Annotated in this window: 20 protein-coding genes; 1 reads left to right on the top strand and 19 read right to left on the bottom strand. The window is 35.7% G+C overall.

The genetic code is table 11. The features are described 5' to 3' along the window. Window positions 1-7 precede the first annotated feature (7 nt). From rpoN to rplM, 11 genes are all read right to left on the bottom strand, one after another. The gene (gene rpoN / locus BST92_RS04085; RefSeq protein ID WP_105070301.1) at window positions 8-1,465 is read right to left on the bottom strand and encodes an RNA polymerase factor sigma-54; all 1,458 of its coding nucleotides are present in this window, start codon (window positions 1,463-1,465) and stop codon (window positions 8-10) included. 158 nt (window positions 1,466-1,623) lie between these two features. Beyond that, window positions 1,624-3,078 (bottom strand): asparagine--tRNA ligase, encoded by a 1,455-nt coding sequence (asnS, locus tag BST92_RS04080; RefSeq protein WP_105070300.1) that lies wholly within the window; start codon window positions 3,076-3,078, stop codon window positions 1,624-1,626. Between the two features lie 103 nt (window positions 3,079-3,181). Continuing rightward, complete coding sequence (locus BST92_RS04075) at window positions 3,182-5,578, bottom strand: efflux RND transporter permease subunit (protein ID WP_105070299.1); 2,397 nt, start codon at window positions 5,576-5,578, stop codon at window positions 3,182-3,184. Window positions 5,579-5,646: 68 nt separating this feature from the next. After that, window positions 5,647-7,827 (bottom strand): DUF5686 family protein, encoded by a 2,181-nt coding sequence (locus BST92_RS04070; protein WP_105070298.1) that lies wholly within the window; start codon window positions 7,825-7,827, stop codon window positions 5,647-5,649. A gap of 155 nt (window positions 7,828-7,982) precedes the next feature. Beyond that, window positions 7,983-8,537, bottom strand: a complete 555-nt coding sequence (gene frr / locus BST92_RS04065; RefSeq protein ID WP_105070297.1) for a ribosome recycling factor — start codon at window positions 8,535-8,537, stop codon at window positions 7,983-7,985. A gap of 43 nt (window positions 8,538-8,580) precedes the next feature. After that, a complete protein-coding gene (gene pyrH, locus BST92_RS04060; RefSeq protein ID WP_105070296.1) occupies window positions 8,581-9,288 on the bottom strand; it encodes a UMP kinase in 708 nt (235 codons plus the stop codon). Window positions 9,289-9,386: 98 nt separating this feature from the next. After that, window positions 9,387-10,274 (bottom strand): hypothetical protein, encoded by an 888-nt coding sequence (locus tag BST92_RS04055; protein WP_105070295.1) that lies wholly within the window; start codon window positions 10,272-10,274, stop codon window positions 9,387-9,389. 120 nt (window positions 10,275-10,394) lie between these two features. Next, on the bottom strand, window positions 10,395-11,357 hold the full coding sequence (gene tsf / locus BST92_RS04050) for a translation elongation factor Ts (RefSeq protein WP_105070294.1): 963 nt from the start codon (window positions 11,355-11,357) through the stop codon (window positions 10,395-10,397). Window positions 11,358-11,398: 41 nt separating this feature from the next. Next, window positions 11,399-12,190, bottom strand: coding sequence for a 30S ribosomal protein S2 (rpsB, locus tag BST92_RS04045; protein WP_105070293.1), 792 nt, complete (start codon window positions 12,188-12,190; stop codon window positions 11,399-11,401). Window positions 12,191-12,387: 197 nt separating this feature from the next. Next, window positions 12,388-12,774 carry a 30S ribosomal protein S9 gene (gene rpsI / locus BST92_RS04040; protein ID WP_006796104.1) on the bottom strand — a complete coding sequence of 129 codons (387 nt, stop codon included), beginning with the start codon at window positions 12,772-12,774 and terminating at the stop codon, window positions 12,388-12,390. A gap of 1 nt (window position 12,775) precedes the next feature. After that, entirely contained in the window at window positions 12,776-13,231 is a 456-nt protein-coding gene (rplM, locus tag BST92_RS04035) for a 50S ribosomal protein L13 (RefSeq protein ID WP_105070292.1), read from the bottom strand. A gap of 271 nt (window positions 13,232-13,502) precedes the next feature. Here rplM and BST92_RS04030 point away from each other — a divergent pair, with 271 nt between their 5' ends. Next, window positions 13,503-14,015, top strand: coding sequence for a lipocalin-like domain-containing protein (locus BST92_RS04030; RefSeq protein ID WP_170061707.1), 513 nt, complete (start codon window positions 13,503-13,505; stop codon window positions 14,013-14,015). Window positions 14,016-14,110: 95 nt separating this feature from the next. On the opposite strand, the gene BST92_RS04025 is transcribed toward BST92_RS04030, so the two are convergent. The 8 genes from BST92_RS04025 to BST92_RS03990 form a co-directional block, all read right to left on the bottom strand. Next, on the bottom strand, window positions 14,111-14,392 hold the full coding sequence (locus BST92_RS04025; protein WP_105070290.1) for a DUF427 domain-containing protein: 282 nt from the start codon (window positions 14,390-14,392) through the stop codon (window positions 14,111-14,113). Next, entirely contained in the window at window positions 14,389-15,363 is a 975-nt protein-coding gene (locus BST92_RS04020) for an L-histidine N(alpha)-methyltransferase (protein WP_105070289.1), read from the bottom strand. Before BST92_RS04020 ends, BST92_RS04025 begins: the two co-directional genes overlap by 4 nt. After that, a complete protein-coding gene (gene egtB / locus BST92_RS04015) occupies window positions 15,360-16,526 on the bottom strand; it encodes an ergothioneine biosynthesis protein EgtB (protein ID WP_105070288.1) in 1,167 nt (388 codons plus the stop codon). The genes BST92_RS04020 and egtB overlap by 4 nt, the downstream gene beginning before the upstream one ends. Before the next feature lie 103 nt (window positions 16,527-16,629). After that, on the bottom strand, window positions 16,630-17,211 hold the full coding sequence (locus tag BST92_RS04010) for a hypothetical protein (protein WP_105070287.1): 582 nt from the start codon (window positions 17,209-17,211) through the stop codon (window positions 16,630-16,632). Window positions 17,212-17,213: 2 nt separating this feature from the next. Then, window positions 17,214-18,038 (bottom strand): thymidylate synthase, encoded by an 825-nt coding sequence (locus tag BST92_RS04005; RefSeq protein WP_105070286.1) that lies wholly within the window; start codon window positions 18,036-18,038, stop codon window positions 17,214-17,216. A gap of 112 nt (window positions 18,039-18,150) precedes the next feature. Next, window positions 18,151-18,549, bottom strand: a complete 399-nt coding sequence (locus BST92_RS04000; protein WP_105070285.1) for a thymidylate synthase — start codon at window positions 18,547-18,549, stop codon at window positions 18,151-18,153. A 122-nt stretch (window positions 18,550-18,671) separates the two neighbouring features. Continuing rightward, window positions 18,672-20,138, bottom strand: coding sequence for a NupC/NupG family nucleoside CNT transporter (locus BST92_RS03995; protein ID WP_105070284.1), 1,467 nt, complete (start codon window positions 20,136-20,138; stop codon window positions 18,672-18,674). Further along, window positions 20,138-20,755, bottom strand: a complete 618-nt coding sequence (locus BST92_RS03990) for a bifunctional nuclease family protein (RefSeq protein ID WP_105070283.1) — start codon at window positions 20,753-20,755, stop codon at window positions 20,138-20,140. The genes BST92_RS03995 and BST92_RS03990 overlap by 1 nt, the downstream gene beginning before the upstream one ends. Window positions 20,756-20,778: the final 23 nt, after the last annotated feature.

Below are 20,778 nucleotides of genomic sequence, written 5' to 3'. Positions count from 1 at the left end.
ATGATTTTTAAATTTCCTTGCGCAACCTTGCTACGGGAATATCTAGTTGCTCACGGTATTTTGCAACAGTACGTCTTGCAATAGGATATCCTTTTTCTTTAAGTAATTCTGCCAGTTTCTGATCTGTAAGTGGCTTTCTTTTACTCTCTTCACCTATAACCGTTTCTAATATTTTTTTAATTTCCCTAGTTGATACCTCTTCTCCATCAGAGTTTGTCATGGATTCAGAAAAGAACTCTTTAATTAATTTAGTACCATATGGTGTGTCAACATATTTTGAATTTGCGACACGAGATACGGTAGATACATCCATTCCTATCTCATCAGCGATATCCTTAAGAATCATTGGTCTTAAATTGCGTTCATCGCCAGTAAGAAAATATTCTTTCTGATAATACATTATGGAGGACATAGTCATAAATAGCGTTTCTTGACGCTGTTTAATAGCCTCAATAAACCATTTTGCACCATCTAACTTTTGTTTGATGAACATAACAGCATCTTTTTGCGACTTGCTTTTTTCTTTTGCTTCTTTATAACCTTTAAGCATGTTAGAATAATCCCTAGACACGTGCAATTCTGGTGCGTTACGACCATTTAAAGTAAGTTCTAACTCACCATCTTTAATACGGATGGTAAAATCTGGAACCACTTGTTCTACCATTCTTGTGCTACCACCAGCATAAGCGCTACCAGGTTTGGGATTTAAATGCTCTATTTCTTCAATAGCATCTCGCAGCTCATCTTCATCTATATGGTATTTTTCCAGTATTTTCTTGTAGTGCTTTTTACTGAAAGCGTCAAAAGATTCACCTACTAACTTCATGGCTAGCTCGGTGCTGTCGTTACTACGCTTTCGCGAAAGCTGAATCAATAAACATTCTTGTAAATCACGTGCGCCTACACCTGCAGGATCTAATTGTTGAACGACCTTTAAAACTTGTTCTACCTCTGCAACATCTGTATAGATATTCATCGTAAATGCGAGATCATCTGCTATATCTTCCATGGATCTACGTATATAGCCACTGTTGTCTATGCTTCCTACTAGGAATTGTGCGATGCCATAGTGTTGCTCGCTTAAACGTCTAGTATTTAATTGATCTGTAAGAGATTGCGTAAAAGAAGTCCCAGAGGCATAGGGGATACTTTTCTCATCATCATCTGCGCTGTAATTATTAGCCTGTGTTCTATATTCTGGGATGTCATCATCACTCAGGTATTCATCCACATTAATATCTGCCTCTATGGTGTCATTATCATCACCATATTCGTCTTGATTAGAGAATTCATCATAGTCATCATCTAGATTGTCTTTACTATCATCCAGTGCTGGATTTTCTTCTAGCTCTTGTTTAACGCGTTGTTCAAATGCCTGTGTGGGCAATTGGATCAACTTCATCAACTGGATTTGTTGAGGAGAGAGCTTTTGTGATAGCTTGAAATTTAACGACTGTCTAAGCATGGGATTATTAATTACCTAGTAAAAATAACAAAAGCGGTATTTATAAAGGCGGTTTGTTTATTAAATATAAACTAATACTGTAGTACTGGTCTTAAATAAAAACAAAATCCCAAAATCAAGATTTGATATTGGGATTTATATTGCGGATAATTATTTATTTAAAACTCTGCATTACCAGGTGTGCGTGGATAAGGTATCACATCTCTAATGTTACTCATACCAGTTACAAACATTACTAGTCTCTCAAAACCTAGACCAAAACCACTGTGAGTTACACTACCAAATTTGCGAGTCTCTAGGTACCACCATAGCTCTTCTTCAGGAATTCCCATAGTGTCCATCTTCTCTTTAAGTACGTCATAACGTTCTTCTCGTTGCGATCCACCTATGATCTCTCCAATTCCTGGAAATAAGATATCCATAGCCCTTACAGTTTCACGACCTTCACTGTCAGGATCGTTTAGTCTCATGTAAAATGCTTTAATATTTGCAGGATAGTCAAAAAGGATAACCGGACATTCAAAATGTTTTTCTACTAGATAGCGTTCATGCTCACTTTGTAAGTCTGCGCCCCATTCTTCAATAAGATATTTAAATTTCTTTTTCTTATTAGGTTTAGAGCTCTTTAATATATCGATCGCTTCTGTATAAGAAACACGTTTAAAGTTGTTTTTAAGAATGAATTCTAGTTTCTTGCGCAGTTCCATTGGGCTACGTTCAGCTTGTGGCTTGCTCTTGTCTTCTTGTATAAGTCTGTTTTCTAAGAAGTCTAAATCATCTTTACAGTTGTCTAGTGCATATTTAACAACATATTTGATAAAGTCTTCAGACAGATCCATATTAGCATCTAGGTCATTAAATGCAACTTCAGGCTCGATCATCCAAAACTCTGCAAGGTGTCTAGAGGTGTTTGAATTTTCTGCTCTAAAAGTAGGGCCAAAGGTATATACCTGTCCTAATCCCATGGCATAGGTCTCAGCTTCTAATTGACCAGAAACGGTAAGGTTAGATTCTTTTTCAAAGAAATCTTGTTTATAGTCTATATTTCCGTCCTCATCAAGTGGTGGATTCTTTGGGTCTAATGTTGATAGGCGGAACATTTCTCCGGCTCCTTCAGCATCACTACCAGTAATTATAGGCGTATGTGCTTGATAGAAACCGTTTTCTTGAAAGTATTTGTGTACAGCAAATGATAATGCAGCACGTACTCTCATGACTGCACCGAATGTGTTAGTACGTACTCTTAAATGTGCTTGCTCACGTAGAGTCTCTAGTTTGTGGCGTTTAGGAGATAGTATAGTTTTAGCAACTTCTTCTGGATCTGCTTTACCTAGTATTTTTACAGTTTTTGCTTGTAATTCAACACGTTGTCCACTACCAGCACTCTCTACTAGTGTTCCTGTCACGGCCACAGCCGCTGCTACATTAATCTGGTCTAGAAGAGCGCGTTCATAATTATCTGGCTCAATAACGCATTGTAAATTATGAATGGTAGATCCATCGTTTAAAGCGATGAATCGATCGTTTCTAAAACTACGTACCCAACCTTTTACAGTAATCTCCTGCATGCTAGGTTCTGCTTGCAATAACGCGGCAATTCTTTGATGTTGCATTCTCGATTTTTTAAGAACAGCAAATATAATTTTTATGACATGGAATGCCAATGATTATCAAAGGGATTGTTGTGAATATGCTTACGCGAAAGCGAAATCACATCTACTCTTGCTCTTCATCTCCATCTTTATGGATAATAGGGATAGGTAGTTTTTTAAACGTGCGCTCGTTTGCAATACTGCGTTCTAAAGACAAAAGCATACTAGGAAGCAATAATAAGTTAGATAACATGGCAAATAGTAATGTTGCACTTACTAATGCGCCTAGTGCCACGGTGCCACCAAAACTAGAAATTGTGAATGTTGAAAACCCAAAAAATAATACGATAGAAGTATAGAACATGCTAACTCCTGTTTCTCTTAAAGCAGCATATACAGATTTTTTAACTCGCCATTTATTTGCAATGAGTTCTTGTCTATATTTTGCTAAAAAGTGTATTGTATCATCCACGGATATACCAAAAGCTATGGAGAATACTAATATCGTTGATGGTTTAATAGGAACGCCTAGATAACCCATTAAACCTGCTGTAATAATTAACGGCAAAATATTAGGTACGAGTGAGACTAGTATCATGCGCACAGATTTAAACATCCACGCCATAAATAGAGCGATTAGGATGATCGCAAGTGTTAAGGAGATTACTAAATTGTTGATAAGGTAATTAGTCCCTTTTTGAAAAACGAGTGCCTTACCTGTTAGTAAAACTTCATATTTATCTTCTGGAAAAACCTTTGCTATCTCATCACGTAAATCCTCCTCTACACGCTCCATGCGGTCTGTTCCCATATCTTTCATAAACGTGGTTATGCGAGCATACTGTCCAGTACTGTCTACGTAACTTTTCATAAGCATAGCGTCGCCACCACTATCATCTAGTAAGGTAGATATACCTACACGTTCATAAGTAGTCGGTAGGTCATAAAACTCGGGATCACCACCATAAAACGCTTGCTTTGTATATTTTACGATACTTACGATAGACATAGGTCTAGAAAGCTCAGGAGTTTCAATGATATGAGTTTCTATTTCATCTAACTTTTTAAGAGTTTTGGCTTTAGAAACACCTTTTTTACTCTTAGTATTTACTACTATCTCTAGTGGCATGATACCGTCAAAACTTTTTTCAAAGAATTTAATGTCTTTGTAGAATTGCATAGACTTAGGCATGTCTTCAATCAGACTACCAGAAACCCTTATTTGATACATTCCTATAATAGAAATAACTAATACAATAAGGCTAGTAATGTAAATTGCGATACGATTTTCTTTTACCATACGCTCTGTCCAGTCTACAAATGTGCCTATCCAACGTTTTCTCAAATGCTCTAGATGTCTGTCTTTAGGAACTGGTAAATAGCTGTAAATGATAGGAATAATCATTAAGCTTAAAAGAAATATGGAAACAATGCATATAGAAGCTACAATCCCAAATTCACTAAGTAAGGTGCTGTCTGTAAAGATAAAAGTAGCAAATCCACTAGCTGTAGTAAGATTAGTCATTAAGGTCGCGTTACCTACCTTAGTAATAACACGTTGAAGTGATTTGGCCTGATTACCGTGTTCTTTAATTTCTTGTTGGTATTTATTAATTAAGAAAATACAGTTAGGAATTCCTATCACAATTATTAAAGGTGGAATAAGTGCAGTTAATACCGTAATCTCATAATTAAGTAGCCCTAGAAATCCAAAAGCCCACATCACACCTATTATTACAGTAACTATAGATATAAAAGTAGCTCTCCATGATCTAAAGAAGAAGAAGAAAATTGCAGATGTGATAAGTAATGCTGCCAATAGAAACATACTTATCTCATCAACTATATTCTGTGAGTTTAAAGTCCTGATGTAAGGCATTCCAGAAACTCTTAATTCTGAAAGGCCATGATTTGTTTTATAATCTTCAATCAGCGGATTGAATTTATCGAGTACAAACTCTTTTCTGATTGAGCTATTAACAATGTCCTTCTTGATATAAATAGCCGTTCTAAGAACTGAATCTTTTTCACTAAAAATAAGGTTGCGGTAAAATGGTAATTCACCAAATAGCTCCTTTTTATATGCCGTAAGCTCTTCTTTAGATTTTAATGGGTCCTTAGATAATTGCTCAATGATAAACTTAGAGGCATCTTCAGATTTTTTAAGGACAGGTAGGTTAGAGGTTGATAAAACAAGCTCAACTTCATCATATTTTTCAATAGAATCTGCAAGTTGATTCCATGCATTAAAGTCTTCATAGGTTTGAAGATCGCTATTCTTTATTCCTAGAATTATTAAATTTCCTTCTTCACCAAATTTATCTAAAAACCGTCTGTACTCTTGATTTACAGGATGGTTGTCTGGCAATAGGTTTGCCTCAGAATGGGTGAATCGCATATTACCCCATTGGGTAGCGAGACCTATAGTGGCTAGAATAATAAGGCTCAGAAGAATCTCTCTGTTGCGCAATATGATCCTTGCGATGCCATTCCAAAACGAAAAACTAAATAACTTTTGCATAGTCCTTTAACAGGGCTGCAAAGGTAACTTTTAAAGATAGTTTATACAGATTTTTAAGAGTATGAATTTTAAATTTCTAAATAGAAAGTAAATTTAAGGGCTAGGTTGTCAGAAAATTGAGGCAAGTGATATGCTCCATATCTATAAGTTGCGCTAATCCCAAATCCATAAATCAACTTATTTAATTCAAAACCAGACTCGGTATAACCTTTATTAAGTCTATTAAAATCAATATTGAGATGATCACCGGTGTCATTAAAGTCCCCAATAGCATATCGCGAGGTAATGACTAATTCTGGGTTGAGCCAGGATGTTATATGAAATGGAGCGAAATTATGACGCATTTGCAGCGTCGCGATACGGTCAGAGAAGAACTCATTAAAATACATAGTTTCAAAACTATTTCTACCAGCTACAGAAAACCGTTGAAGCACTTCATCCTTTGTAGGTGAATTAGGGTAAGCGTGAAATAAATGACTTAATGGTACGTCACCACTTGCATAATGTCCTTCAAGTAAAAATGCCGTTTTAGAACCGTTGATTCTATGGATTGTATATGAAGCCTTACCAGAGAATTTTAAATAATTAAAATCACTATCTAGTAATCCTTGAATTCCCTTAGTAACTTGACCGCTTAAAATTGGATATCCCTTTATCGTTTCTTGATATCCTTTAGGAGTTTTCATAAATTCACTTTTAGGACTCCAGCGGGCAGCAATTGTAGCCTCTGATAAAACGTAATTGACAAATGGATTACCATCTGGGGCAAATACATAATTAGTAGTTTGTGAAATACGCTTTCGCGAAAGCGAGAACTCACTAATCACAGATGGGAATAAGCGTTGCTGTAATGATACTCCATATTCTTTATAGAGGTAAAATGTAGGTATATTAATTAATCGAGGCTCAAAAAGTGAGTATACTCTAGCGTCTGTAAGGAATCTAGCTCCTGCAAACTCATTGATGTCATCTGTTTTATAAGCGCTTAACCACGTGTTGTTTTCTTCACTAATTCTATAACCTAAGGTTATATTGTGTTTAAAAACTTTGTCTTTAGTACCAAAGGCTCCATAGCCACTAACTCGCCATCTCTCAGAAAATTTATCGTTAGTTGTACCACCTATACCTATTCTGAAGGCTTCGTATTCATTAAATTTTATAAGGTATTTGAGATCGATATCAAAAAATCCAACGGGATAATAACCTACCTTAAATTTCTCTATGACTTCTAGTTTGCGAGTCACTTTCTCGGCCATTACGATACTGTCTAATTGCATGAAATTAGCTAGCTCTTGTGTGGTAAAAGGCTCTTCATTTCTATAGGTGTCCCAATAACTGAGTGGTTTATCAATGGAATTTTCAGGGATTTCAATAGAAACTCCTTTTTGACCAAAAGTTACCTTACGGTTAGTTTTGAAATCTTTTTGATACCTTTTCATTATAAGATAGAGTTCGTCAGTTTCACGATCAATATCTTCTTGTTTACGAGTACCTACTTCAAAACGTCCACCAAAAAGTTCTATTTCTTTTACATTATTAGTCTTCTTAATGAATAACTCGCTATAAGAGCAATACCATAAGTGATGTAATGAGTCATATACATAGTCGTGCTTAGTCTCTACTCTTAGATTTTTAAAAATGTTATAATGTGCCTTTGCAATGGCGCTAGTTTCTTGATCTATATAGATAGTGCCCGATAGGGTAGAGGTAGATGTTTCTATGGGTGCAAATCCTATAATATTAATTTTTCTATTTTCAATGATAGTGTCTCCTATGGTTTCATAATTGTAGCTATTGAGGCCACTATTAGAAACTGGATTAATATAATGTTGATCAAAGACGACATAAGTATCTTGATACAAATTGCGAGATTGAAAATTGATGTTGTAGATAGGATATACAGGCTTGTCAAATCCAGGCATAAATGCAGCGGTAATAAGCTCTTTATAGCCTTGTGACTGATCATGGACGATGTCAGATGTCTTTTCAGATAAAAAGACACCGGTTTTGAGTAATGTTCTTCTTAGTTCTGTTTTTTTATATCCAGAACCTGTTATAGCCTCAGGATTACCTGCTATTTTGAGATTTTCATAGCTCTCGTACTGAAATGTATTTAATGCTTTTAAAGGGTTGTTTAAATCCTTATTAGCGATAGATGCCTTGATTATTTCTAATGCAGGTGTGACATCTTGTTGCGCTTGAACAATGATGCTTGAAAAAAGAAATAAAATAAAAGGCCAGTACCTCATTGATTACATTAATCTAATAGATGTAAAACTTAACTAAGTAACGATAAAAATACAAGAAGCATATACGCTTATAAAGAATCTTATCACTTATTTAGAACTATATCAATCAAAAAAAAGCCAGCATAATGGCTGGCTTTTTTTGTAAAAGTATATAATTATACTTTCATTATTTCTGCTTCTTTCACTGCTACAATTTTATCAATCTTGGCAATGTAAGTATTAGTAAGTTCTTGTACTTCTTCTTCAGAGGTTTTTAAAAGATCCTCAGATAGGCCTAATTTTTTTAGGTCATTCATCGCTGTTTTTCGATCGTTGCGTACACCTATTTTAGCGTCCTCGCCTTCGCTTTTAGCTTGTTTTGCAAGGTCTATACGTCGCTCTTCAGTTAATGCAGGCACATTAATAATAACGCTTTCTCCATTATTCATAGGGTTTAAGCCCAGGTTAGCATACATGATCCCTTTTTCTATCTCTGTAATCATGCCTTTCTCCCATGGAGTCACGGTAATCGTTCTAGCATCTGGCGCAGCAACATTTGCAACTTGCCCTAGAGGTGTCTGGCTACCATAATAGTCTACAAATACACTACCTAGCATAGCTGGACTAGCTTTACCAGCACGGATATTTAATAATTGCTTTTCTAAGTGCGTAATGGCAGATTCCATTCCTTCCTTACAGGCATCTATAACTAGTTCTAATTCTTCGTTCATAGCTCAAATTTATACTTTACGGTTAGCAAATATATTGCCACTTTTATAATTGTACTCTGGTTCCTATATTTTCTCCACTCAACACTTTCATCAAATTACCTTTTTTATTCATGTCAAAGACGATGATAGGTAATTCGTTTTCTTGGCTTAAGGTAAAGGCTGTAGTGTCCATTACCTTTAGACCTTTACGCAACACGTCATCAAAGCTTATAAAATCAAACTTAGTCGCGTTTGTATCTTTTTCTGGATCTGCTGTATAGATACCGTCTACACGAGTACCTTTAAGAATCACGTCTGCTTCAATTTCTATCGCTCTTAATACTGCGGCACTATCAGTTGTAAAGTATGGGTTTCCTGTTCCACCGCCAAAAATTACAACACGACCTTTTTCAAGATGTCTCATTGCTTTACGACGTATGAAAGGCTCTGCTACTTCATTTATTTTAATGGCAGATTGTAGTCTGGTAGGCACCCCAGCGTCTTCAAGTGCACTTTGTAATGCAAGACCATTTATGACTGTAGCGAGCATACCCATATGATCTCCTTGAACGCGATCCATACCAGCACTCGCGCCAGCGACACCTCTAAAGATGTTTCCACCACCTATAACGATAGCTACTTCAATACCTTTTTCTATGGCTTTTTTGATTTCTTGAGCATATTCTGATAGACGTTCTGGATCAATACCATATTGTCTATTTCCCATTAATGCTTCTCCACTTAATTTAAGAAGGATGCGATTGTATTTCATAAGGTGTGTCTGAGGTTGTGCAAATATAATGGAATTCCTTTTTGATTCAGAATCAGATTTTAATCTTAATATTATACTAGTTCAGTAATTTATTGTTCTTATTCTCGCCAGATCAATTTGTAAAGTTCTCCAGGTACTTTTGCCTCGTCATCTCCTAGTTGGACATTTACAGCTTCACTAGTTAGGTAATATATGTCATCGCCATGTTGATCTTTACCATAATATGCAATTGCTTCAATTTGTGCACCTTCTATAGGCAGATCTACTTTCTTAATTAATGTAAACTTATCATCGTTAAAATTTAATTGCGCTACAAATGGTTGAAGACTTTGGTTATAACCGCATAGCAATACCGTGTTTTTATTGTTATAGGCAGCATCGGTAACTAGGCCTTTAGTATTAATGACTTGATGACTATTTAATGAAGTGTCTTGGTAAAGTGGTAGTGTATATATAGAAGTGTTGTAGTTAATCCAGTCTTTAGAGAATAGATACATAACTTCATTAATAACAATTATTGCCTCTGCATCATAAGAATGTCGTTGATTACGTCGTTTAAAGTTTGTTTGTGCGGCATAAGTTATTGTTGAGATATCTATATCTATGTCTTCTTGCCATATCGCAGGTTTAATAATGTTATAGATTTTCAAATCTTTTCTGTCACCTCTATTATTGCCTATGTCTGCTATATGAATTGCTCTATCTGACATTGTTATAGCTTCCCAATCATGATTTGACAGGTAACGATATTTCACATAATCAGTAATAATTCCTGTGGTATCTAATTGATATAGTATGGGCATGTTACCAGAATCATTATGAGTAATTAAATGACCATCTATAACAATAAGTCCAGAACTCTCATTGATTGATATAGGTAATTCACTTATTTTTTCAAAAGTAAAATGCTCATCGCTGCCTTGTTTAGGTAGTTGTGCACAGCTAGTTATGGTTAGTACGAGTAAAGAAATTAGATGTTTAAGCATTGTACAAATGTAGAAAATATGTGAGAGGAATATTTCGCTTTCGCGAAAGCGAAATCAGAAACAAAAAAATCCCATCTAAGATTTACCTAGATGGGATTTTAATATTCTATTAAAAGCTAATTAAGCGATAGAAACTCTTTTGAATCCTACTACGCTTGCACCTTTAGAATCTACATATTGAGCAACAGTTTTACTGTCGTCCATGATGAAGTCTTGATCTAGTAAAGCTAGTTCTTTATCTAAAGAAACATTGTCAGAGATAAAACGGTCGATTTTACCTGGGATAATACGTTCCCAGATAGCCTCAGGCTTACCTTCTGCTTTTAATTCTTCTTCAAAACGTGCTTTTGCTTCAGCGATTGCCGTATCAGTAACTTGAGATCTAGAGATGAATAATGGGATATTCTTTAAAGGTTTCCCTAAACGTCCACGTTCGATATTATCTTTTTCGATAGCAGCAATACGTGCTTCAGTTTCTGACTGTACAAATGCAGGATCAAAATCTTTATAAGAAAGAGTAGTTGCTCCCATAGATGCAACTTGCATAGAAACAGATTTTGCAACTTCTTCTGCATTATCAGATGCTGTAGAAAGTCCTGTCATCGCGCCGATTTTTCCACCGTGCACATATGCTCCTACAAATGGTGCTTCAAATACTTCAAAACCACCTATTTCTAGTTTCTCACCAATTACTCCAGTTTGCTCAATCAACTTATCAGCAACAGTCATACCATCAAAGTCTGCAGCTAGCAATTCTTCTTTAGTATTAGTGTTTAAAGCGATGTCAGCAACTTTGTTTGCTAATGCAACATAGTCGTCATTTTTTGCAACAAAGTCAGTTTCACAGTTTAAAGAGATCATAACACCTCTAGTGTTATCATCATTTATTTTTGCAACTACAACACCTTCAGAAGAATCACGGTCAGCTCGCTTTGCAGCTACTTTTTGACCTTTTTTTCTAAGGATTTCAATTGCTTTGTCAAAATCACCTTCAGCTTCTACAAGGGCTTTTTTACAGTCCATCATACCAGCACCAGTGGTCTTTCTTAATTTTCCTACTTCAGCGGCGGTTATTTTTGCCATGTTGAAAAGATTTTAGATTCTGGATTCCCAGAGATTATGATTTATTCTTCTTCTTCAGCTTTTACAGCTTCTTTTTTAGCTTTTGCAGGCTTTTCAGCTTTAGCTTCTTTTTCTGACTTTGCAGCTTCGTTGTTCTTTTCGTTCTTACGATCTTCAAGACCAGCTTTGATTGCTTGAGCAGCAGAGTTTACGATAATATCGATAGATTTTGATGCATCATCATTTGATGGGATCACATAGTCAATATCACGTGGGTTTGCGTTAGTGTCTGCCATTGCAAAAATAGGAATACCTAATTTCAATGCTTCTTTAACTGCGATGTGCTCACGTACGGTATCAACGATGAAAAGAGCTGCAGGCATGCGAGTCATATCTACAATAGAACCTAAGTTCTTTTCTAGCTTAGCTCTCATACGGTCTACTTGTAAACGTTCTTTTTTAGAAAGAGTTTCATAACGACCATCTTTCTTCATACGGTCTACAAGAGCCATTTTCTTAACAGCTTTACGGATTGTTACAAAGTTAGTAAGCATTCCACCTGGCCATCTTTCAGTGATGTAAGGCATGTTTGCGTCACCAGCGTGTTGTGCAACGATGTCTTTTGCTTGCTTTTTAGTAGCAACGAAAAGAATCTTACGACCAGATGCAGCGATCTTGCGTAGAGCTTCGTTAGCCTCGTCTAGCTTAGCTTTAGTTTTGTAAAGGTTGATGATGTGAATCCCATTACGCTCCATATAGATATATGGTGCCATGTTTGGATCCCATTTGCGTGTTAGGTGACCGAAGTGGACACCTGCGTCAAGTAGATTCTTGACTTCTGTGTTATTTGCCATGTTTAGATAGTTTACGTTCTGTCAGATAGCAATGATTAAGTGGTCATTTCAACATAATTGAAAATCGCCATAATCATTTAGATGCTAAACTAGGTCCCGACGGCAATCGGGATGACAGCAAATTAAAAATTAAAAAAATATAAGAACAAATCCCATTTGATTGTGAAACCAAATGGGATGATAATTTCTTTGCAGTATTAACGCTTAGAGAATTGGAATTTCTTCCTTGCTTTCTTCTGACCGAATTTCTTACGTTCCACCATTCTTGGGTCACGTGTCATAAGTCCTTCTGGTTTCAATACTAGACGATTTTCTTCATCAATCTCTACTAGAGCTCTAGAAAGAGCAAGACGAATAGCTTCTGCTTGTCCAGTAATTCCACCACCATACACGTTTACTTTAACGTCATATGTTCCAGTAGTTTCAGTTAAAGCAAACGGTTGGTTTACTTTATATTGAAGAGTACCAGTTGTGAAGTAATCTTTAAGGTCTTTATTGTTTATAGTGATATTACCTTCTCCATCGCTAAGGTATACACGAGCTACGGCAGTTTTTCTTCTACCTATTTTGTGTAATGTTTCCATCTTACTTGATCTCGTTTAAGTTGATAGTCGTAGGTTGTTGTGCATCGTGACCGTGCTCAGCACCGCTGTACACTTTAAGGTTACGGAATATTGCTGATCCTAATTTATTTTTAGGTAACATTCCTTTTACAGCTTTCTCAACTACTCTTGTAGGGTCTTTATCGTAAAGCTCCTGAGCAGTAAGACTGCGCTGTCCACCTGGATAGCCTGTGTGGCGTATGTAAGTCTTCTCAGACCACTTATTACCAGAAAGCTTCACCTGGTCAGCATTTATCACAATTACATTATCTCCACAGTCTACGTGTGGAGTGAAATTTGTCTTATATTTTCCTCTTAATAGTTTTGCAACTATTGAAGACATACGACCTAGTGGCTGGTCTGCTGCATCTACAAGTACCCATTCTTTGTTTACTGTAGCGCTGTTAGCAGAAACTGTTTTGTAACTTAACGTATTCACTTTGAACCTGTTTTAAATTGTAACGATTTCAATGGTTAAAATCGGGCTGCAAATGTATGATTTTATATTTGATTGACAAGCAGTGAGATTCAAAAAAAATAAAGTTACTCAACACTTTTAAGAGTTTTGAGCTTCTTTTTCTTCTTATCATTCGCATTTCGCAATAGCGAATTTGCTTCAAAACATCAATAAATTCAAGGGTTGTAAGCTTGTAACCGATTCAAAAATAGTACATTATTATATTTTGCTATCTTTAACAAAAATAATAATGATGAAAAATATAATACTTCCTTTAATCGCTATGTTATTTGTTTTTACTGCATGTACTAATGATGAAAATCAATCTGTTAATAGTAATGCAGCCTTAGTAGGTAATTATGTTTTAAGTACTCTAACCGCAGACGTGGCTGTGGATCTTAACCAAGACATGGTCACCAATACTGAATTGACTGTTGAGACTAATTGTTTTGACGCTATGGCGATAAGCTTTAATGCAGATGGTACTTTTAGCTCTACAATTGCTGAGGTAAGTTTTGATGCGGCAAACAACTTAATTTGTAATACTAGTGTTGAAAGTGGTACCTATTCTTATGCAAACGGTACACTAACAATTACGGTTAATATTAATGGTGGAACAGCTACTGAGTCTCAACAGGTTCTCTTAACACCTACTACTTTATCTTTTAATGTGGATGATAATGATGTGGCTCAATATTTTAGTGGTGCCGCAGGTACTCCTGCAAGCGGTATTACTAATCTTGATTTTGTCTATAATAAGATCTAATATATATGTAGGAGAATCTCATTGATAACATAAAGAAATCCATGTTTAAAATATTTAATTTATAAACATGGATTTTTGTTTTAGTATACTTTATTCTATTCAGTCACTGTTACGCCTTTCCAAAAGGCAACATATCCTTCTATCTCTTTTGCAGCGTGTTTAGTATTTGGATAATACCATGCGGCATCTTTATTTGTCGAGCCGTCAACTTCAATTGTATAGTAACTAGCGATTCCTTTCCATGGGCAGTTAGATTGTGTGGTGCTTTCTTTAAAGAAGTCAGTCTTTAAACTATCAGCAGGAAAGTAATGATTGTTTTCTATAACTTTAGTGTTGTCGCTTTCGGCAATGATCTGATTATTCCATATCGCTTTCATGTTGTTTTATTTTTTATTTTAAATAAATAATCTTTGAAGAGCTTTTGATGATCTTCATAAATTTCTTCAATTTGTAATCCAGATTGGTGAGCTAACCATTCAACGGTGTCGTCGTCATATTTTTGCGATATCTCACAGTGTATGGTTTCCCATTTTTTGAAAAAAGTTTTTAATTGAAGTTTTTTAATTTCTACCTCGCAAGATTCGGTAGCAATTAAAAAGCTTTTTGCGGTTCCTGTTTCTGGGTCATAAGATTCCCAGTGTTCAAAGTTGTCCACAGGAAAATTTCCGTCCATTTCTTTATTTATGCGATGTAATAAATTGCGATTAAATTCTTGTGTAACGCCCTGCGAGTCTGCATAAGCATTTTGAATAGTTAATGGGTTTTTCTTCTGGTCAAATCCCATAAAAAGCAAGTCCTTACTAGACATTACTTCTTTAATTTTCTTTAAAAAGTCAATTGCTTGTGGATGTTCTAGATTACCTATGTTAGATCCTAAAACGATAATTACTTTAGGTCTCTTATTGTAAGTAGCTAGTCTTTCTAATACTTTAAAATAAGTTCCTTGTTCACCTTGAACTTCTAGACTAGGTAATAAAGTCGTTAGTGAGTGAGTCAAATCATCAATCGCATGTTGACTGATGTCTATAGGGATGTATGTAAACTCTACCTCATTAAGCACTAATTCTTTTAAAAGAACTTTTGTTTTTTTTCCATCACCAGCTCCTAATTCGATAAGGTCAAATGCTCCATGAGCATTAAAAACCTTTCTTAGCTTGCTTTTATGAGTTTCAACTATATTAAATTCAGCTTTAGTAAGATAGTATTCTGGCAATGCCATTATTTGTTGAAATAATTCATCACCACGGTCATCATAAATGTATTTTGAGCTTAAAAATTTAGGAAATGCACTTAGGCCTTCTTTTACGTGATTTTCAAATTCTAATTGAAATGTTTCTTGCTTTGTCATATAGATTGTGCGAGCCTCAGGCTCGTAAATTGCCATCTTAAATAAGGATGAAAAAAGTTTCTGTAAGTTGATCTGGCGTGATTTGATGGTGTGGCAATAGAACTACCTCTGAGAACTTTCTGATTTACCATAAATTTGCCATTATATTCACCTAACGCGCCATCAGGTTTTTGATAATTTGGGTACGGTAAATAGGCGCTTTCTGTCCATTCCCATCGTTTGCCCCAGTTAAGTTGTTGTTGTGCGGCTTCCCATTCAAACTCAGTAGGTAAACGCATACCTTTCCATTGAGCAAAAGCAAATGCCTCATAGTATGATATATGTGTTATGACACTAGTCTTGTCAATAATTTTAACGCCATTTAAAGTGTATTGCTTCCATTGATTAGATTCTTGAAACCAGTACATGGGTGAAGTGATTCTATTTTTTTGAACCCAATCCCATCCTTCTGTATGCCAAAGCATGACATTTCTATATCCGCCATCTTTAATGAATTCAATCCATTCTCCACATGTTATTAATTCACTTGAGATTTGGTAAGCTTCTAAAAATACACGGTGTCGCGGTTGCTCGTTATCATAGCAAAAATCCTCACCTGAATGTCCCACCTCATAAATTTGAGCAGGCATTTTAAGCCACTTGATAGAATTTTCACTAGTATAGATTTCATCCTTTACATTATGATATACCGGCAATAATGGATTGTTACCTAGTATGAATTTAATGTCGGTGAGTAAAAGTTCTTGATGTTGTTTCTCGTGATGAATGCCTATTTCTAATACATGAATCAAACTATTGTTCCAGTGATTTTCAATAAGCTGTGTCATATGTTTTGTGACATATGATCGGTACTCATAGATTTCATCAACGCTAGGTCGTGAAAGATTTCCTCTATCTGTGCGTACCACGCGTGCTCCTATACTTTCATAATAGCTATTAAAAACATAGGCATACTGGTTGTGGAATCTTTTGTATCCAGGAAGATGTGCGTCCAATAAGAATTCTTCAAAAAACCATGTTGTATGCCCTAGATGCCATTTAGGTGGCGAGACATCAACAATAGGCTGCACTACATAATCTTCTTTTTGTAAAGGTTTGCATAGGGCTTCTGAATGTTTTCGAGTATCTAAAAACAGGTTAAGAAGATTTTCTTTTGTATTCATCCTCTCAAAGTTAAAAGGAATTTACAAAAGTCTAGCACTCTGATAGGATTTTGTGAAATAGTTAGGATGTTTTAGTTGTCGCTTACGCGAAAGTGTATCTTAATCAAGGCTTTCTATTACGACGGTCGTAGTCTTTAAATTCTTCTTTATTGCCAGAGTATCGAGCGATCAAACCAATAATGAGAGCTAACAGTCCTATACCTCTAAGAATCCAACGCCATGGGATTTCTTTTGAAGACGTACTGTTTTGTAAGTCTTGCTCTTGCATCTGCCTCAATATTTTCTCCATGTTTTTGCGCTGCTCTGCCTGTATTTTATATAGAGACTGGGATAAAGTGGTGGTTTTTGATTTACCCTTAAGATTTAAGTGTATGGGAGAAACTACTAGTTTTGAACTCGCTGGTATAATAATGGTTTTATCTCTATAGATTTTACGATGAAATAATTCATTATTTGTAGGGTCATAAAGTTCTACTAGAAACTTTGTTAATGATTTGTGTGCGTCCCAACTAGCTGTTGCCATTCCAGGATTAGAAGCAGTCATTTTTAAATCTACAACATAAAAACTGGGTGAGTCTTTATATTCCGTATCATCAATTTCTAAAAAATCAGCATACACAGGATCGCTGTTTTGAGCAACTGAAATAGTAATTGAGAATATAAATAAAAGAATTAAAAACCTCATATTTATATAGCCACGGCGCCTTTAATTGCTGGATGCGGATTATAATTTTCTAAAGTAAAATCTTCAAATTTAAAGTTGAAGATGTCTTTAACATTTGGATTGATTTTCATAGTAGGTAATGGACGTGGATCTCTTGAAAGCTGTAATTCCACTTGCTCCATATGATTTGAATATATATGGACATCGCCAAAGGTGTGAATGAAATCACCATATTCAAAACCGCAGACTTGCGCCATCATCATAGTAAATAAAGCATAGCTAGCAATATTAAAAGGAACGCCTAAAAAAACATCGGCGCTGCGTTGATAGAGTTGACAACTCAACTTATTATCCGACACGTAAAACTGAAAGAAGGCATGGCATGGCGGTAATGCCGCTTTTCCATTTGCTACATTTTCTGCAAAACTCACGCTAGTGTCAGGCATGACACTTGGGTTCCATGCGCTTACCATCATGCGACGGCTATTAGGGTTGTTTTTTAATGTGTGAATTACGTCTTTAATTTGATCGATGTCCTCACTATTCCAGTTGCGCCATTGATGACCATAAACTGGTCCCAAGTCGCCATCATCATTTGCCCATTCATTCCAAATACGTACACCATTTTCTTTTAGATATTTAATATTGGTGTCTCCAGTAAGAAACCATAATAACTCATGAATGATGGATTTAAGGTGTAGTTTTTTTGTGGTAACCATAGGGAAACCTTCTTGCAGGTTGAACCTCATTTGATAGCCAAAAACACTTCTAGTTCCCGTGCCGGTGCGATCACCTTTATCAGTTCCTTCTTTTAATATATGATGTAGTAAATCGTGATACTGTTTCATTTTTTCCTGCTTGAAGTATAGAATACAATAATGTCTCTAAGAGAGTACAAAATAAGAGAATTAATCGTCCAATTTGGTAAAAAAATAAAACTTTATCGCTGGATAAATAAATTTAACCTTCTACTTTTTGAAAAGTATTAGCCCATGCAATCGCGCTTTCAACGTTTTTAAATAACCCGAAAGATCCCGAATATAGTTGTTGTTCTTCTACAGCGCGATTAATTTCATTTTCATGAGGTGACACTATCGCTATCCCTACTAGTTTTTTAGGGTTTACTAATTTATAAACTGATAAGTCAATGTTATGAGAGAATGCTCTATTAGCGATATAAACAAATTGCTTACCCGTGAAGTACTTATTTAAATCGTTTAGTATCGCTTTTGCTTCTGTGGTGCCTACAGTAATTTGATCATTAATAATACCAATAACATAATGGTCAAAACAATAGAGATTACCAAAATCATATTGAAAATGGTGATTTGCATGTGCAATATGATCAGTAGGTAACATAACTTTAAACCAAATTTTAGGTAGGCAAAGTTATTAAAATTTTCTTAAAAAATGATTTTTGTTTAAGAGCGGCTATGTAATATAGATATTTTATTAATCATCTATACGAGTCGAAATTGTAATTATCCAAAAAGCATTCCCGCGATAGTTGCAGTAAGCAATGCTGCACACGTACCACCTATTAGTGCTTTAATACCAAAAGCGGCCAGAGTTTTACGTTGACTAGGAGCTAAAACTCCAATTCCACCTATTTGTATTCCTATAGAAGCAAAGTTTGCAAATCCACAAAGAGCATATGTAGATATCACTATCGACCTGTAATTAGTTAAAACTCCAGCTGCTTTTAATTTACTTAATGATGCATATGCAAAGAACTCGTTAAGTATAGTTTTCTCACCTAGCAATTGGCCTACAGCTACGATGTCTGTAGCAGGCACGCCTATAATCCAAGCGATGGGAGCAAATAAGTTTCCTAAAATGTACTGCATAGAGAACTTTTGATATCGCCCGTCAGTAGCATCTACGATTAAATCATTAAGTCCACTAGGTGCGCCTATAAGATCTCCTAGAAACCAGTTTACTACCGCAATAATTGCAGTAAATACTAATAACATTGCTCCTACATTAACGGCTAATTTAAGTCCATCTGTAGTTCCTCTTGAGATTGCGTCTAGAACGTTAGATCCTATTTTTTCCTTAGAGATGTCTAGTTTGCGGTCAATTTTATCTGTATCAGTTTCTGGGAACAACATTTTTGCCATAACAATTGCAGCAGGAGCACTCATAATGGATGCAGTGATTAAGTGCCTTGCAAATTCTGCTTTTGCGACAGGATCTGTACCACCCAGGAATTCTATGAATGCAGCTAATACTCCACCTGCGATAGTAGCCATACCACCTACCATTAGACATAGAATTTCTGACTTGGTCATTTTTTCTAGATATGGTTTAACTACTAAAGGTGCTTCAGTCTGACCTATAAAAATATTTGCCGCTGCGGCAAGAGATTCTGCACCGCTTAATCGCATGGTTTTACTCATGACCCAAGCAAATACATAAACGATTTTTTGTAAAATACCTAAGTAGTATAGTAAAGATGTAAAAGCCGAAAAGAATACAATGGTAGGTAAAACTTTAAAGGCAAAAATGTATCCCATACTTTGTGATGGGTCAACTAGATTTCCGAAAACAAATTGAGCTCCTTCTTCTGCCACAGCGAGAAACTCTACTACTTTCTCTGCAATCCACTGAAATACGGCTGCAACTTCTTCAACTAATAAAAAAAGAGTAGCAAATATTATTTGTAGACTAATACCGATGATCACTAATCGCCAGTCTATTTTTTTTCTATTAGCACTAAAGGCAAATCCTATTCCTAATAAAAAGGCAATACCTATAAGGCCTCTGTAAATACTTTCAAAAGTGACATTAGGTGCAGTAACATTAGATATAGCTATGTTATTAGTAGTTATTTCTTGAACCACTGTATTGCTAGACGCTGGAAGTACTGCCTGAGCTATAAAGGAGATAAATATTAATAAAACACTCAAACACACATTGCGTTGAGAAAGTATGGATGGCAGTTTCATTATCGTTTTGATATTTCATCACGCAGTCGCGCGGCTAGTTCATAATTTTCATTAGATACAGCGTCCCCTAACATTTTATGAAGTTCTTTAATGCTTAAATGGCTGTAATTATCGTCCTCATCATGGTCTGTATTGATAAGTTCTTCTATGAACTCGTCGTTGCTTAGATCTAGAGGATCTTCTTGTAATTCTTTATCGGGTCTGATGTGGGATTGTACACCAGCCTCATCTAAAATATTTTCATAAGTAAAGACAGGAGCTTTAAATCTTACTGCTAGAGCAATAGCATCACTAGTTCTCGCATCTATGATTTCTTCTATTTTGTCTCTTTCACAAATTAAGCTTGAGAAAAATACACCATCTACTAATTTATGGATGATGACTTGTTTAACCGTAATGCCAAAACGCTCTCCAAATGTCTTAAAAAGATCATGAGTAAGAGGTCTTGGTGGACTGATCTCTTTTTCTAATGCTATAGCAATACTTTGCGCTTCAAAGGCGCCTATTACTATAGGAAGCTGTCGATCACCGCCTACTTCTTTGAGTACTAGCGCATAAGCACCATTTTGTGTCTCACTGTATGATATACCGCGTATGTTAAGTCGTTTTAGACTCATAGAGTTACACTCTTTATAAATGA

This window comes from Nonlabens arenilitoris, from assembly GCF_002954765.1.
GTDB lineage: Bacteria > Bacteroidota > Bacteroidia > Flavobacteriales > Flavobacteriaceae > Nonlabens > Nonlabens arenilitoris.
Note: the sequence above shows the minus strand (reverse complement) of the source record. Positions and strands in the feature narration are given on the sequence as shown.

Excerpts from the sequence above, each read along its gene's own strand:
- pyrH (WP_105070296.1), bottom strand. The coding sequence starts at position 9,288 with ATGAAATACAATCGCATCCTTCTTAAATTAAGTGGAGAAGCATTAATG.
- rpsB (WP_105070293.1), bottom strand. The coding sequence starts at position 12,190 with ATGGCAAATAACACAGAAGTCAAGAATCTACTTGACGCAGGTGTCCAC.
- BST92_RS03990 (WP_105070283.1), bottom strand. The coding sequence starts at position 20,755 with ATGAGTCTAAAACGACTTAACATACGCGGTATATCATACAGTGAGACA.
- BST92_RS04020 (WP_105070289.1), bottom strand. The coding sequence starts at position 15,363 with ATGACAAAGCAAGAAACATTTCAATTAGAATTTGAAAATCACGTAAAA.
- BST92_RS04010 (WP_105070287.1), bottom strand. The coding sequence starts at position 17,211 with ATGAGGTTTTTAATTCTTTTATTTATATTCTCAATTACTATTTCAGTT.
- BST92_RS03995 (WP_105070284.1), bottom strand. The coding sequence starts at position 20,138 with ATGAAACTGCCATCCATACTTTCTCAACGCAATGTGTGTTTGAGTGTT.
- BST92_RS04075 (WP_105070299.1), bottom strand. The coding sequence starts at position 5,578 with ATGCAAAAGTTATTTAGTTTTTCGTTTTGGAATGGCATCGCAAGGATC.
- BST92_RS04030 (WP_170061707.1), top strand. The coding sequence starts at position 13,503 with ATGAAAAATATAATACTTCCTTTAATCGCTATGTTATTTGTTTTTACT.
- BST92_RS04055 (WP_105070295.1), bottom strand. The coding sequence starts at position 10,274 with ATGCTTAAACATCTAATTTCTTTACTCGTACTAACCATAACTAGCTGT.
- BST92_RS04000 (WP_105070285.1), bottom strand. The coding sequence starts at position 18,549 with ATGTTACCTACTGATCATATTGCACATGCAAATCACCATTTTCAATAT.
- rpsI (WP_006796104.1), bottom strand. The coding sequence starts at position 12,774 with ATGGAAACATTACACAAAATAGGTAGAAGAAAAACTGCCGTAGCTCGT.
- egtB (WP_105070288.1), bottom strand. The coding sequence starts at position 16,526 with ATGAATACAAAAGAAAATCTTCTTAACCTGTTTTTAGATACTCGAAAA.
- asnS (WP_105070300.1), bottom strand. The coding sequence starts at position 3,078 with ATGCAACATCAAAGAATTGCCGCGTTATTGCAAGCAGAACCTAGCATG.
- BST92_RS04025 (WP_105070290.1), bottom strand. The coding sequence starts at position 14,392 with ATGAAAGCGATATGGAATAATCAGATCATTGCCGAAAGCGACAACACT.
- BST92_RS04070 (WP_105070298.1), bottom strand. The coding sequence starts at position 7,827 with ATGAGGTACTGGCCTTTTATTTTATTTCTTTTTTCAAGCATCATTGTT.
- rpoN (WP_105070301.1), bottom strand. The coding sequence starts at position 1,465 with ATGCTTAGACAGTCGTTAAATTTCAAGCTATCACAAAAGCTCTCTCCT.
- BST92_RS04005 (WP_105070286.1), bottom strand. The coding sequence starts at position 18,038 with ATGAAACAGTATCACGATTTACTACATCATATATTAAAAGAAGGAACT.
- frr (WP_105070297.1), bottom strand. The coding sequence starts at position 8,537 with ATGAACGAAGAATTAGAACTAGTTATAGATGCCTGTAAGGAAGGAATG.
- tsf (WP_105070294.1), bottom strand. The coding sequence starts at position 11,357 with ATGGCAAAAATAACCGCCGCTGAAGTAGGAAAATTAAGAAAGACCACT.